Raw genomic sequence first — 14,992 nt, 5'->3', positions numbered from 1 at the left:
TTGTTTAGTGCCTCCAATTTAACAAAAAATATTGAGCTTAAATGGATTAATTCTCAGCATTAAAAAACACTTTGTAATAGTGCATTTTCTTTTCCTCATCATAACCGCGCTCCAAATACTCAGTTGAGGCATCCGGTGCATCAATGTCCAATTTTATTTGGATGTGGGTATCTAGTTTTATATCCGTTTTGATTTTGCGCTTTTCCTTATTGACTACTTCATCAGCCACGTCAAATTGATTGCGGAGGACCACGTTTTGCTCACCTTCAAATTCTTTTCTGTAATTGTCAAACTCCCTTTTATGTTTGTCTTCCTCAAAAAGTTCGTCCTTAAAACGTTCCACATTCACTATTTCATTTTCTTTGAAGAAGTCAATAGTTTTTGCTAAAAACGTATTGTGCTCTTGGGCACCATAGGTGGTTTTTACGATTTCGGTTGAAAATTCTTTGCATAGCTCCAAGTACTGTTGGGTATGGCTATTGGAGTCGTCCGCATATTTGATATTCAAAAAATGATTGAGCCAATATTGGGCGTCATAACTATTGTTGTCCACACTAAAAACGATGTTGCCCTCGGTATCGGATTGGTTCAAAATCAAACAGCCTTTGTCCACTTTTTTTGAACTTATGCCCTTTTGGACTAAAACGTCGTAGCTATTATTTTCCAAATACGTTTGAAAAAAATTCACCTTGTTTTCAATCTTGAAAATGCCAATAGCATTGGTCGTCATATCCCGAAATTCGATACCTTCAAACTCTACTACTAGCACATCCCCGGTTTTGATGTTTGCCGAATTGGACTGTTCGTAAAGATGCGTTACCACATGTTTTGAAACCTCAACAAAACTATCTTCATCGTCAAAAATTTGAGTGGCATAACTAAAAATTTCATTCAAGGCTACATTGGCATGGTGATTAAAACGATAGCTCTGAACGGCGCTTCCAAATCCTCTTAAAAGAAAAGGCAACATCAAATCGTAGCTGGCTTCGTCAAAATCCACTAATTTATTTGAAAAGGCATTTTTGGTGTCGTTGAACTTATTGCCAACTTTATGGATGATACATTTTGAAATTGAAGCGTTTTTTCTTGAAATCATGGTTTGGAATTAAGACTGCAATAGTAAATAATAAAGTTGAAAATGACATAAAAAAAAGGCGCCAAAGCCGAATACTTTGACGCCCGAGATTCGAGGACTTGTGTTTTAGTGCTTTTAATTCCTATAACTACTTTTGTTTAATAATTCAGAATGATAAAGGTATCTAGTCATAATTTAGTATGCTGCGGCTTTCAATCCGGATGCGTTTATTGTTATTATAAGTTTTTTGATGATAAAAATGAATTCCCTATCAAATGGATTTAAAATAGAAACAAGAATCCTCCTAATGGAACGCTTCAATCGTTTGGTTTGAGCATCCACGGGCTTTAGAAAAAATGGCAAAACATCCCCAAAACTAAGGACGTTTAGTGCATTTTTGGGAAATCGCATTTGTAAACGTTTGATTAATAGCTGGGCTAAATATAAAGTTTGTTTTTTAGATAGAAAAATGTTTATTCCTATTTAAAACATTCTTTTTCAACAAGTTTTAGGCGTAAATTGTTAATTGATTTGATACATTAAAATTGAATTGTTTTCGCCCTTCACCACAAATTCCAGCGCATTATCCTTATCCGTATTATCCAAATCGATGATGGAGTTGCCGTAAACCGGGAAATTAGGACGCATCTTTCCTTGACTGTCAAAAAGAAGTACTTTTTTAGCCTGTAGATCTGTTACCGAAACATAGATTTTGTTATTGATATAAAAGATTTTGGGACGGGTGTAATTGCCAAAATCCAGTTCCTGCACTTTACTTTTAATACCTAGTTTATTGTCATTTAGAGTCACTCGTGTTTTACTGGTGGTTTCCAGATAGTGGTCGGACGACAGGTTTAAATCCACTTTACTCGTATTGCCACGGGTATCTACGCTAAACAATTTCCCATTGCCCGCTGTAGTGGTAAATTTATTTTGATACAAAAAGACAGGCTCATTTGAAAATGAAGTATTGGCTTTTGGGGTTACCCGGGTTTTTCCGGTGCGGTCCAAAATATAAAGTTTGCTTCGGGTTTTTAGCACGAGGTAATCCTTGGCTCCAATTCTAAAATGTTTAGGTTGTGAAACAATGGGAGCATTGGCAGATTTAAACGTAAATCCTTTTACAATCTTGCCTTTGGTGTCGTACATCAAAACATTTTGTCCTTGGGTCACCAAAAGGCGGTACTTTTTGTTGTTGTCGTAGTCAAAAAGCGAAAGGGGTTGGGTAATGTTATCGTTAAATTTTAAAGGAAATGGTCCAACGTCCCTTCCTTTTCTATCAATGAGGTAAACCCTATTTGGGGTTGCAAAAACCAATTGCAATCGACCGTTTTTATAAATATCCATTTGGGCAACTTCACCCAAGATAGGCCCGTTCAGCCTCTTTTTCCAAAGGATTTTTCCCCTATTGGAAATCAAATAAAGGGTGTTGTTGATATCCTGAACAACGATTTCTTTTTGTTTGGTAACATGATTGGTCACCAATTGTGGTGCATTAAGCAGGTCATTTTCTAATTTAACATTGAATTCCTCGGTAATTGAGTTTTGAACGGCATTCTTTCCTTTCTTTTGAATCGCACCGTGAACGTGGGCAAAGTCAGAATCGTTAACAAATTGCAGACCAGATAAGCTATAACCGTCGAGCTTCAAATTTTTGCTTTCGCCAAGATTTTTGGCCACTACAGTTTCAAGCAAATGGGGCCTCAGGACAAACATCATTGAGCTTTCGCTGCTTAGATGTTCAGTCAATTTCTTATAGTTTTCTCTTTCGCCCAAAGTAGTTTTGTTTTGATGGTTGGTTATGATGTTTTGAAGCAATTCCCTGGAATTGGAAAAGACAAAAAAATCATCTATCAAACAATACCTGCTCGCAGTGGTGTAGTCGATAAATGGCGTGAGGGTATTAGCAAAAATTTCAGGTTGACCAAATTCAAAAACGGAAATATCCCTGTAAGTTTCAACTGTGTTTTGGTCGCCAAGCAACGCATCTTGGGTGGCAATAATATCAATGGAATGCAAGACGATGGCGCGTTCATCATCTTCATAAATCACTCCTATTTCCGTAATGTTGTCAAATAGTGTAGTAGTATTTGAAATAGAATCTTTTGCCCAATATTGCGCTAAATTTGAATAAAAGGTTGCAAAATCATCAAACGTAACACTTAAAAAGCCATCACTGTTATTGGGAGTAATCCATGGCATTTTATTTTCCTGTGACACAGTGCCTTTAAAAATATCAAGAATATTGTATGAGGAATCCAGTGACTTCACTATGCCATTAAAATAGACGTCATTTTGTTCCATTTGGACGTCGAGGGCCAAAATATCGGTCAGTTTTTCCACAGATAAAGACTCTTCAGTAAAAAAGGACTTCAATAATGATGAATCGGCTTTAATCAGTGATGAAAAGGTTTCGTCCACATCAACTACATCGTTAAAATTGGCCAATTTCGAAACCCTACCATTTCCTTCAAAACTTCGGTCAATAATAGTTTTTGAAGACGAAAGTAAAAAGGTGCTGTCGATTACCGTACTGTAAAACGTATTGCCGTTTAATTCAGATTTTACTATAGTTTTATTCTTGAATTTGAGCGTTTCCTCGGAGTAATTTTTAAGTGAATCGGATGAAAAAATGTCTGAAGTGTATTTTGAAATAAGAGTATATTGGGTGCTGTCATTTTCTTTTGAAAAGCAAACGAGTATATCCCCAGTGGGATTCAAATACGAAAGATTTTCTAGCTGTTTTTCAGTTGTGCCATAAGTTTCGGTTTTGGAAAACGTTTGGACAAATCCATTATTTTGCAATGCACTTTTTAGGTTTTCGAGGTTAGAGGTTTTGAGGACTATTTCAGAATCTTCCGGAATAAAATCGATGAGTTGAGTGCGTTTTGTTTTGGAATTTGAGCAACTGCAAACCAAAATAAGTAGGAGGGAATAGCAAAAAAATCTCATGGACGGACTGATTTTCTGCAAAAGTACATGAATTTTTTCGTTTGGAAATTCTCAAAAACCGAATGAAAAAAATTATATGGACTAGCGAAGCGCCTGCCTGCCGGCAAAGGCAGGGTTCCTGATGTGAAACTAAATTTTGTTCTTTTTCTCTAGGACAAAATTTAGTTTTATACAGAAGAAATATAGAATTTATCGAGATTGAAAAGAAGAGTTCAATGTAACTTCCTCCCCTATTTTAGGGGAGGTGGCGTCCCGATAGCTATCGGGCAGTGGAGGGGTAAGTTTCAATCGGAAAGTATCGATCAAAGATTAAAATCCAATTTAAGTTGTTCGGGCAATAATCTAAACGATTTTCGGTGATATTTGGTCACGCCATATTTTTTTATCGCCTCTCTGTGTTCCTTGGTGGGGTAGCCTTTATTTTTTTTCCAGTTGTACATCGGATATTCCCCGTGGATGGCATTCATGTATTGGTCCCTGTGGGTCTTTGCCAAAACGGAAGCTGCCGCAATACTTAGATATTTACTATCGCCTTTAACAATGGTCTGGTGAGGGATGCTTTTAAACGGCTTAAATTTGTTTCCGTCGACAATGATGAAATCGGGATTTTTGCTCAATTGTTCAATGGCTTTGTGCATGGCCATAATTGAGGCATTCAAAATGTTGATTTCATCAATTTTCTCCTGAAAAATATGGGAAACGCCAAAACACATGGCCTCGGCTTCAATAATAGGCCTCAATTTATCGCGCCTTAATTCCGACAACTGTTTGGAATCGTTAAGGATTTCACTGGTAAACGCCTCAGGCAGAATTACTGCTGCGGCGGTAACAGGACCTGCCAAACAACCGCGACCAGCTTCATCGGTACCACATTCGTAGGTGTTTTCTGAAAATTTTGCCAATAGCATAGTCCAAAAATAAAAAACAATTTGGAGACACATATATTATGCATACATAGTATTTTTTTCAATTTTAATGGAAAAATCCTAATTTGTATTGTCAAATAATTACATTTTTTGCTATTTCTTCAAAATATTAATAACGAATTGTAATATTTTTCGAAAAAATTGAATAATTTAAATGTTAAATATTGGATTTTATCAACATTTTTTAATTCAAAATTTTGTGGCTTTAAGATATTATTAAGAAATTCGTCATCGACTAACTCAAATAATTATTTATATGAAATTAAAGTTGACCTGGTTGACAACACTGCTATTGGTGTTTTCAATCCAATTGTCCCAGGCTCAAGAAAACCGGGTTTCAGGTACAATTACTGATGTAAACGGTTTGCCCTTGGAAGGCGTTACCATTGTAGTTGATGGTACTACCAGAGGTGTAGTTTCGGACTTCGATGGAAACTACAACATTCAGGCCCAATCGGGTGACATCCTCAAATTTAGCTTTATCGGTATGGAAGCCCAATCGGTTACGGTTGGCACGAGTAGTACCATAAATGTTACCCTCAAAGAGGATTTAGAAGATTTGGATACCGTTGTTATTACGGGGTATCAAAATATCGACAGGGTGGTTTTTACAGGAGCCTCTCAGTCCGTAAAAGCTGAAGAAATTGAGTTAGCGGGATTGCCCGACATCACTCAATCTTTGGAAGGTAGAGCGGCGGGGGTAAGCGTACAAAATGTTACCGGAACATTTGGGGCTGCACCAAGAATAACTATTAGAGGTTCTGCGTCGATTTTGGGAAATGCTGATCCCATTTGGATTGTGGATGGTGTTATTCAGGAACAGATAGTAAATGTTTCATTCGCTGATTTAGTTTCAGGAGACCCTAATACGCTTTTAAGTTCTGCTATTGCCGGTTTAAATGCTAACGACATTGAAAGTTTTGAAATTTTGAGGGATGCCTCGGCAACCTCTTTATATGGTGCACGGGCTCAAAATGGTGTGATTGTCATCACTACAAAATCTGGTCGAAAAGATCAAAAGCCGACATTTAGCTACAACGGTGATTTCTTAATGAGAGATAGGCCAAGGTACGCTCAATATAATTTACTGAACTCTCAAGAAACTATATCGATATACCGAGACATGGAGTCTAAGGGCTTTTTGCAATATCCGGATGTGTTGTATGGGCGTAATGGAGGTGTTTATAATATTAGGGCTCAGGCCATTGATACTTATAACGAAACAAATGGAGCTTATGGAATTCGAAATACCCAAGAAGCAAGAGCGGCCTTTTTACAGCAATACGAATTGGCAAACACTGATTGGTTCAAGGAGTTGTATAGGATGACACCGACCCAGAATCACAATATTAGTTTTTCCAGTGGCTCAAAAAGTTCTAGAACTTATGCTTCGTTGGGTTATTTCACTGACGGCGGCTGGACAATAGCGGACCGTGTTAGACGTGTAACCGCAAATTTCAGAAACTCATTTCATTTAAATGATGATAAGCTAATTTTTACGCTTTTGGGAAGTGCTAATGTTGTAAATCAGAAAGCGCCTGGAACATTGGCAAGGCAGAATGATGTGTTTTTTGGATCATTCACTAGGGAGTTTGATATCAACCCTTTTAACTATGCTTTGACTACGAGTAGAGCTTTAAGGCCAAGGGACGCCAATGGGGATTTAGAGTATTACAGGGCTAATTGGGCACCACTTAATATTCTGAACGAAATAGAAAACAATACGTTGGAAATTAATAGAACGGATATCAAGTTTCAAGGCCAATTAGAATACAAAATCAACAATAATCTAACTTACAGCTTTTTAGGTTCTGCCAGATATGTTAAAAATATTGGAGAAAATGCGGCAAGGGAGGCGTCAAACAGGGTTGCGGCCTACAGAGCTGACGAAAATCAAATCGTTAGGGATGCTAATACCTTTTTGTTCACCGATCCTGATAATCCTGTGGCGTTACCAAGTGTGGTTTTGCCAGTTGGAGGCATCTTGACCGAAACAAAAAATACACTTACGGCATATACCTTTAGGAATTCATTGCGGTTTGACAAGACTTTCAAGGATGTCCATAATGTTAACATTTATGCCAATCAAGAATACAGGCATGCTGATAGGACGTCCTCTTTCTTTACAGGATACGGATATCAATTCAACAGAGGTGGAGCTGTTTTTACAGATCCCGATATATTGAGGAAAGTTATTTTGGAGGGAGATGACTATTTCGCTTCTCAAGAAACACGGTCTCGAGAAGTGTCCTTGGCTATGCAGGTGAATTATGATTATGACAAAAAGTATGTTTTGAGTGTAACCGGTAATTACGAAGGTTCTAATAGAGCGGGCGAATCCTCTAGTGCAAGGTGGTTGCCTACCTATTCCGTAGGTGCGCGTTGGAATGCCCATGAAGAAAAGTTTCTTAGAGATTCCAATATCATTTCAAGTTTGGTTTTTAGGCCAAGTTATGGGGTAACAGGTTTACTTAATGATGCGGCCAGTAACAATAGAGCGGTATTCTTAAACTCAATTACGGATAGGTTTAATCTGGATGACAGGGAGAATTTTATAGATATTGAAGACCTAGAAAATTCTGAATTGACCTACGAGCAAACAAGGGAGCTAAATCTAGGTTTAGAAATAGGTCTCTTTAACGAGCGTGTTAGGGCAATCTTTGATGTTTATTCGCGCAGAGGTATAGATTTATTGGATGTTGTCAGAACTTCTGGTATTGGAGGAGAATTTACAAAACTGGGGAATAACGCCGAAATGACGACTAATGGAATTGAGTTTCAATTGAACACCGTTAATATTAGTTCTGATAAATTTCAATGGCGCACAGGTTTCAATATCTCATTTATTGATCAGGAAATAACAAGCCTACAGCAAAGACCGAACGTTTTTTCATTGGTTAACGGTACGGGAAATGCAATTGGTACAGAACGAAATGCACTATATTCCTTTAATTTTGATGGATTAAACGAATTTGGAGTTCCTACCTTTGACTTAGGACAGGATGAATTTGGAGAGGATATTGATCCAATTTCTGGAATTGATTTCCAAGCAACGGAGGATATTCTAGATTTCCTTGTGTACGAAGGCCCTTCATTGCCTACAATTACAGGCGGGCTTGCTAACAATTTCAAATATAAAAATTGGAATTTTAGCTTTTTTGTGTCCTTTTCTGGAGGTAACAAAATTCGTTTAGATCCTGCATACGCCTCGGAGTATACAGATTTAAGTGTGTTCCCAAGAGAGTTTGTTAACCGTTGGCAACAGCCGGGAGATGAAAATCTTACTGATATTCCGGCTATACCGTCACGTTCGCTTATTCAATCTATTGGAGATAATAGTATTACCAGAGCATATAATGCCTATAATTATTCAACGGCTAGGGTGGCTGATGGTGATTTCGTTAGGATGAAAAACATATCCCTAGGGTATACCTTTGATGGCCAAACAGTGAAAAATTTGGGACTAAGTTCATTACGTTTTAATCTGCAGGGTACCAACCTGTTTCTATTCTATTCTGATGATAAGTTGGGGGGGCAAGATCCGGAATTCTTCAACAGTGGTGGGGTTGCTTCACCAATTACCAGGTCGTACACGTTTACACTTAATGTTGGTTTTTAAAAAAAATACTATGAAAAGCTATATAAAATTTATCCCGTTTTTATTACTTGTTCTTAATTTTAGTTGTGATGAGGTGCTTTCTGAAGTACCCGACAATCGAACGGAAATAGATTCGGCAGAGAAAATTTCTGAATTATTAGTTGCAGCCTATCCGCAGGCCGGATATGTTCCTTTTTTGGAGCCTATGTCTGACAATGCTGATGACAAGGGGCCTGGGGCAGAATCAGATGTCCGAATTAATGAAGAAATGTATTTTTGGAGGGATTTAAATGATGATGATGAAGATACTCCTACATTCTATTGGAATGAAGCATACGAAGCAATTTCCCATGCAAATCAAGCCCTTGCGTCCATAGAAGAATTGGGTGGTGGAGAAGAGTTCAATTCCCAAAGGGGAGAGGCGCTTTTATGTAGGGCTTATGCCCATTTTATGTTGGTGAGTATTTTTTCTAAACGATACGATCCTAGTACGGCCAATACAGATATGGGTATTCCTTATGTTACGGAGCCTGAAACTGTATTGATTCAAGATTATGATAGAGGTACGGTTGCCCAGGTTTACGGGCAAATAGCAAAAGATTTAGAAGAAGGTTTGCCGCTAATTGAGAATGAATACGAGGTTCCAACATTCCATTTCACCAAGCAGGCAGCAAATGCGTTTGCATCCAGGTTTTATTTGCATATTGGAGAATGGCAAAAAGTCATAGATTATAGCACGGAGGCATTAGGTTCAGGTGGTGCTACTATACTTAGGGATATAAATGGCTTATACGATCAATTACCTGGAGCGCAATTACAATTGCAGTATTCATCGTCCACAGACCCTTCAAATTTATTGTTGTCTGCGGGGAGTTCGGTTTACGCCAGAGGCTTTTTCTCAGGATTAGCCAGATATCAATTAAGTAGACTTTTGCAAATTCAAATATTAGGAGGTAACCCCTTAGGCAAACCATGGGCGTATTCCATATTTACCTATAACGGTGATATAGGCTTGACTTTGATTAAGTATAACGAATATTTTAGGTTCACCAATCAAGCGGCTGGTATTGGGCTACCCTTCGTCACATATATGCTATTGACAACCGACGAAGTTTTGCTTAACAGAGCAGAAGCCTATGTAATGCTCCAGCAATATGATAATGCGGTATCAGATATAAATCTAATGTTTTCAACAAAAACTAGGGGGTATGTTGCTTCAGATGCTTTAGAGCCTGCGGACATTGAAGACCCTAATGGGAACTTTGCATTTACCGATACGAGTGCTTATGCGCCTTTTTACACTATATCTTCGAATGACCTCCCTTATGTGAATTTAATTTTGACAATGAGAAAGTCCATCTTTTACAATGAGGGTCTGCGCTGGTTAGATATAAAAAGACATGGTATTGAAGTCGAGCATAGAATTGTAAATGTAAACGGAAGCACAATTGATACATTTACATTACCCAGAGGAGATGATAGAAGAGCAGTACAAATCCCACCAGATGCTCAAGCATTTGGTATAGAACAAAATCCAAGATAATATTTTAAAAATTTAAGATATGAATAAAATACTTTATAAATTATTAAGCATATTGTTTTGCTGTGCTGTATTTGCATTTACAGCTTGCGAGAGAGATGCTTCAATAACTGAGTCCCAAATTGATACTACACCACCCATATTGAATGATTTGGATGTTTGGTTAAGAGAAAATTTCGTGGATCCCTATAACATTGAAATTCAATATAAATGGGACATTAATGATACGGATGTTGATAGATTTTTACACCCTCCATTTCAGTCCAGTGTTAGGCCGGTGGCTGAAGTTTTGCAGAGTGTTTGGATAGAGCCTTATACCCAATTGGGAGGCGAAAACTTTATCAAGCATATTGCACCAAGGGAATTTGTTTTAGCCGGCGGATTTAATTTCAACCCTGGAGGAAATACAATAACCTTGGGTATAGCCGAGCAAGGAGCAAGGATAATTCTATTTAATATAGATTTTTTAGATTTTGACAACATTTTGTACGAAGAAGATACACCAAACGATTTTGACGTGCAGTTTTCAGTAATTGGGCCATTATCGACCATTCACCACGAGTACGGTCATATTTTGAACCAAATCGAACCTTATGACCCAGTTTTTGATTTGGTCAATCCTGCCAATTATACCTCTTCATGGGCGGATAGAAGTAATGAGGAGGCTAGGGAACTGGGCTATATTTCTGCCTATGCCTCAAGTCAGCCAAGTGAGGATTTTGTAGAAATGATACAATATATGTTGGTGAGATCTGCTACCCAATGGGATGATTTGGTAAATGGCATATCTAGCGAACAAGCCAGATTGAGTATTAGGCTTAAAGAGCAACTTGTTGTTGAATATTATCAAGAAAAATTCAACATAGATTTTTATGAACTACGAGAGCTAACCTATCAGGCCTTGTTGGAGATATAGTTTAAATAGAATAACAAAAAATTGGATTTATGAAATTTTTAATAAAATACAAGTACCTAAGTTTTATACTATTGTTCTTTTTTGTGCTGTTTTCGTGTAGCGAGGATGATACGGAAAATGTATTTGGCCAAGCACCGGCCGATAGGGTAGCTGATAGAGTTAATGAACTGCAGAACCTTTTAGTGTCTCAGCCAAACGGTTACAGGGCGATATATTTCCCAAAGAATGATCAAAGGGGTGGTTTCACCATTTTCATGCAGTTTAATGCCGATGGCACGGTAAGACAAACTTCGGATTTTGATGACGATAGTACGCTTCAAAATTCCAGTTATGAGGTAAGGCTTGGAACTACAACGGAACTTGTATTTACAACGCGCAATCATATTACTAAAGCAACCGATCCTACAGCCGTTACACAAAATATTAATGGTTTTCAAACTGGTATTGGGTTTTTTGGGACATCTGTTTTTCAATATTTCAGCAACGACAACGGGGTTATTACTTTTAGGGATGTAAGAAATAGGGATACTGCATCCTTAATTCTTTATCCTTCGAATTTTACGGACTTTGATGCTGAAAGTGTGGCAAGTGTAGAAGCTTCCTATGCTAACAGACAGACTTTTGATGATGTGGACTGTTCAACGGCGTCAGTTTATGATAGTCTTGTTTTGGAAGCTCCAGGCGAGGGAGGGATGGTTACCTATGTTTTGAACTACACACCTAATACTATATTTTTTGACGCTGAAACAGTGGACAGTGAAGGTGTTACCACTGAGAAGGGTATAGGTGCAGCTTTTACTTTTATCGACGGAAAAGAGGCAATAATAATAAGTCCCGCATTGGAAGTTGGAGATAGTGTCTTCAAGGATTTTGTTTTGGATACCAGCAGTGGTAAACCGCAATACGTCGCAACCTCAAATGGTGCGACCGCTACAATTTCAAATTCCCCATTGTTAAGTCCTTCAGGGGAGGGTATCAATGATGATATCGCTTTATTGGAAAGTGCCTTTTTGTATAGGATTTCCTTAGGGTCTAACCCTTTGACAAGCCCCTGTTTTCAGGAAGAAGTCATAGATCAAATTAATGCAAATTTGGATGCTGGGTTTGGTCCTGGAGCATTTTCTTTAACTCAGTTCCAGTTTATTTTTAATTTTAATAGTGATGCATGTGATAATTTTTTGTTTGTACAGATTACTCGTGCAGCCGATGGGGCCGCATTCAATGCGTTCTATTGTTATAATAGGGCTAGCGTAAGTAATAATAGGCTTTTTCAAGAATATACAGGGCCATTTGGGACAGGAAACGGACCATTTTTAGAACCTTTTTATGCCCCGCTAATAGACTTTTTTGATAATCCAGCCTCTTCAAGCTCAGGTATGCTCTATACGAATGAAGGCCCTTTCCGATCAAATACAAATGGTTTCAGTAATATATCTGGAACATTTACTAAGATGGACAATCAGGCTTTAAGGGTTTATGGGCTATTTTTTGGCTAATAATTCCTTTGACTGAGAATTTTTTAAGGCAATCCCTAAATTTGAAATAGGTTTAGGGATTGCTTTTTTTATTAACTCTGAACTACAACTTCCCTCTCTAAAATATAATTTCCTCATTTTTCATCGTTATCATATTTTGTATTTACATTTGCAACGTTTTTTATGATTATGCGAAAGTTAGGCCTTACAATCCTTTTTGGTGTTTTTTCTTGTATTGCGTTTGGGCAGGTGCTTTCCGGCAAGCAAACAAAGCCTCAAGATTCATTGGCGACAAAACCTCAGGAAACATTGGCCACGCAGCCAGAGGATAGTTTAAGGACTTCGCGTTCCGCAGGTCGCGGGGGAAACCTTTTGGATCGTATCGATCCACAAGATCCAAAGGAAAAGAAAGCAAAAATTGAGGACTACCTCATTATTTCTCATGAAAACGATACCACACATGTCGATACATCTTTAACGGTTTTTAAAGATTACAAATTCAATTATTTAAGACGGGATAACTTTGGATTGGTGCGCTTCTCAAACATTGGGCAATCCTATAATAGCCTCACCTATAATTTCCAAAGCACGGATTTAATGCCAAGCTTTGGAGCCAGGGCCAGGCATTTCAATTATATGGAAATTGAGGATATTTCATATTATCGGGTGCCAACACCTTTAACGGAATTATTATATAAATCTGCTTTTGAACAAGGACAGTTGGCAGATTCTTTTTTTACGGTTAACACCTCACCACAACTTAATTTGTCAATTGGATATAAAGGCCTTAGGTCTTTAGGGAAATACCAAAGTATTTTGACCAGTACGGGAAATTTTCGGTTCCTCACTAACTATCATACCAAAAACCGTCGCTACAAGATGCGAGGGCATGTTGTGATGCAGGATTTGCTAAACAATGAAAATGGGGGTATCCGGGACGACATGGTCGAGAATTTTGAAAGTGGTATTGACGAATTTCGCGACCGTTCCATTTTGGAGGTCAATTTTGAGAATGCAGAAAATATTTTAAAAGGTAAACGTTTTCATTTAGAACATAGCTATGATGTCTTTAACAAAAAGGTTAAAAAATTCCTCCCAACGATTTTAAACGATTCTACTTCAAAAAGTCGTCTCACCGTTAAGCATATTATATCCTTTGAGGACAAGTATTTTCAATATGATCAGACTTCGGCTAATAGTATTTTTGGTGACGCATTCGTTACTTCAGGGCTAAGGGAACGCTCTACGCTGGAGCATTTATTTAATCAGGTACAGTTGCAGTACTTCAATAACGAACTTGGGGATTTTCAGGTAAATATTAGTAACGATAACTATAACTACGGCTACGATAGGGTAGTAGTGCTAAATGGAAATACGATCACCAACAGATTAAAAGGGAACGTTTATTCGGCAGGCGGAAAATACCATAAATATTATAGGGGCTTTGATATCAATGGGGAAGCGGGAGTCAATATTTCGGGTGATTTTCAGGGCAACTTTGTTAAAGCTCACGCCAGTTATAATTTTAATGATGTCATATTTGCTAAAGCATCTATAAACCATAGCTCAAAAGCTCCTAATTACAACCAGCAGTTGTATCAGAGCAACTATTTAAACTACAACTGGCGGAACAGTTTCAACAATACCGAAACGCAACAGCTCGCTTTCTTTGTAAAATTTAAGAACATAGCAAATGTTACGGTGGATTATACCACCATCAGTGATTACATCTATTTTAAAAATGATGCAAATGCCACGGCGGGTACCCAGCAAATAAAAGCATTCCAGAATGATGGCACCATCAACTATTTTAGAATAAAAGCGGAAAATGAAATAAAATTTGGAAAATTTGCCTTAAATAATACCATATTATATCAAAACGTTCAAGATGAAAACAAGGTGCTTAACGTACCCGAGCTAACTACCCGTAACACAATTTATTTTAGTTCACATGTCTTCAAGAAAGCCATGTTTTTGCAAACAGGCCTCACTTTTAATTATTTCACAAAGTACTACATGAATGCATATAACCCAGTTATGTCAGAGTTTTATGTGCAAACAGATAGGGAGTTTGGCGATTTTCCAAGATTCGATTTCTTCGTTAATGCCAAAATCCGACAAACACGAATATTTTTTAAGGCCGAACACTTCAACTCCTCCTTTACGGGCTACAATTTTTATTCAGCCCCAAACTACCCTTATCGCGATTTCATAGTCCGATTTGGTATCGTTTGGAACTTTTTTATGTAGTTCATACACAAAATATATAGGTATAATTTTTTGGGTTTTTAGGGCGCTCCCCTCCCGATAGCTATCGGTATTGTCGGGCTTTCGGCAGTCGCTCTGATGGAGGAGCTCCGGCAGATGCCTCAATCCCTAGCGCGGGGGTGCCCGCGGGCCGCGCTGTCCGCCCGATGGTCCGGCGTCCTTTCGGGGCCCCGTCCGTTTGCCCCTTTGCCGTCCCCCGCTTTGCGCCCCTGCCTGCCGGCAGGCAGGTTTGCGAGAGAAGC

At 38.2% G+C, this 14,992-nt stretch carries 9 protein-coding genes; 5 read left to right on the top strand and 4 right to left on the bottom strand.

Annotated features, from left to right (window positions below; all coding sequences use genetic code 11):
- Positions 1–46: 46 nt before the first annotated feature.
- From H7U19_RS05525 to H7U19_RS05510, 4 genes are all read right to left on the bottom strand, one after another.
- Positions 47–1,096: a nucleoid-associated protein gene (locus tag H7U19_RS05525; RefSeq protein ID WP_186559945.1), complete on the bottom strand. Its 1,050-nt coding sequence runs from the start codon at positions 1,094–1,096 to the stop codon at positions 47–49.
- A 174-nt stretch (positions 1,097–1,270) separates the two neighbouring features.
- On the bottom strand, positions 1,271–1,486 hold the full coding sequence (locus tag H7U19_RS05520) for a hypothetical protein (RefSeq protein ID WP_186559943.1): 216 nt from the start codon (positions 1,484–1,486) through the stop codon (positions 1,271–1,273).
- A 111-nt stretch (positions 1,487–1,597) separates the two neighbouring features.
- Positions 1,598–4,027 carry a PQQ-binding-like beta-propeller repeat protein gene (locus tag H7U19_RS05515; protein ID WP_186559941.1) on the bottom strand — a complete coding sequence of 810 codons (2,430 nt, stop codon included), beginning with the start codon at positions 4,025–4,027 and terminating at the stop codon, positions 1,598–1,600.
- Positions 4,028–4,329: 302 nt separating this feature from the next.
- Entirely contained in the window at positions 4,330–4,935 is a 606-nt protein-coding gene (locus tag H7U19_RS05510) for a ribonuclease HII (RefSeq protein WP_186559939.1), read from the bottom strand.
- Positions 4,936–5,209: 274 nt separating this feature from the next.
- On the opposite strand from H7U19_RS05510, the gene H7U19_RS05505 reads away from it, so the two are divergent.
- The 5 genes from H7U19_RS05505 to H7U19_RS05485 all read left to right on the top strand — a co-directional run bounded on the left by H7U19_RS05505 (position 5,210) and on the right by H7U19_RS05485 (position 14,732).
- The gene (locus tag H7U19_RS05505) at positions 5,210–8,572 is read left to right on the top strand and encodes a SusC/RagA family TonB-linked outer membrane protein (RefSeq protein WP_186559937.1); all 3,363 of its coding nucleotides are present in this window, start codon (positions 5,210–5,212) and stop codon (positions 8,570–8,572) included.
- Positions 8,573–8,582: 10 nt separating this feature from the next.
- Entirely contained in the window at positions 8,583–10,094 is a 1,512-nt protein-coding gene (locus tag H7U19_RS05500) for a RagB/SusD family nutrient uptake outer membrane protein (RefSeq protein WP_186559930.1), read from the top strand.
- Positions 10,095–10,113: 19 nt separating this feature from the next.
- Positions 10,114–11,007, top strand: coding sequence for a substrate import-associated zinc metallohydrolase lipoprotein (locus H7U19_RS05495; RefSeq protein ID WP_186559923.1), 894 nt, complete (start codon positions 10,114–10,116; stop codon positions 11,005–11,007).
- A gap of 29 nt (positions 11,008–11,036) precedes the next feature.
- Positions 11,037–12,503 (top strand): DUF4302 domain-containing protein, encoded by a 1,467-nt coding sequence (locus H7U19_RS05490; protein WP_186559921.1) that lies wholly within the window; start codon positions 11,037–11,039, stop codon positions 12,501–12,503.
- A gap of 162 nt (positions 12,504–12,665) precedes the next feature.
- Positions 12,666–14,732, top strand: a complete 2,067-nt coding sequence (locus H7U19_RS05485) for a putative porin (RefSeq protein WP_246454647.1) — start codon at positions 12,666–12,668, stop codon at positions 14,730–14,732.
- Positions 14,733–14,992: the final 260 nt, after the last annotated feature.

It is taken from the genome of Hyunsoonleella aquatilis, from assembly GCF_014270105.1.
Classification (GTDB): Bacteria; Bacteroidota; Bacteroidia; order Flavobacteriales; family Flavobacteriaceae; genus Jejuia; species Jejuia aquatilis.
The sequence above is the reverse complement of the archived record's forward strand: the minus strand, read 5'-3'. Positions and strand labels throughout refer to the sequence as shown.

What these genes read in the sequence shown, in the direction of transcription:
- H7U19_RS05495 (WP_186559923.1), top strand. Translation starts at nt 10,114, where the DNA reads ATGAATAAAATACTTTATAAATTATTAAGCATATTGTTTTGCTGTGCT.
- H7U19_RS05500 (WP_186559930.1), top strand. Translation starts at nt 8,583, where the DNA reads ATGAAAAGCTATATAAAATTTATCCCGTTTTTATTACTTGTTCTTAAT.
- H7U19_RS05490 (WP_186559921.1), top strand. Translation starts at nt 11,037, where the DNA reads ATGAAATTTTTAATAAAATACAAGTACCTAAGTTTTATACTATTGTTC.
- H7U19_RS05520 (WP_186559943.1), bottom strand. Translation starts at nt 1,486, where the DNA reads ATGCGATTTCCCAAAAATGCACTAAACGTCCTTAGTTTTGGGGATGTT.
- H7U19_RS05510 (WP_186559939.1), bottom strand. Translation starts at nt 4,935, where the DNA reads ATGCTATTGGCAAAATTTTCAGAAAACACCTACGAATGTGGTACCGAT.
- H7U19_RS05505 (WP_186559937.1), top strand. Translation starts at nt 5,210, where the DNA reads ATGAAATTAAAGTTGACCTGGTTGACAACACTGCTATTGGTGTTTTCA.
- H7U19_RS05515 (WP_186559941.1), bottom strand. Translation starts at nt 4,027, where the DNA reads ATGAGATTTTTTTGCTATTCCCTCCTACTTATTTTGGTTTGCAGTTGC.
- H7U19_RS05525 (WP_186559945.1), bottom strand. Translation starts at nt 1,096, where the DNA reads ATGATTTCAAGAAAAAACGCTTCAATTTCAAAATGTATCATCCATAAA.
- H7U19_RS05485 (WP_246454647.1), top strand. Translation starts at nt 12,666, where the DNA reads ATGATTATGCGAAAGTTAGGCCTTACAATCCTTTTTGGTGTTTTTTCT.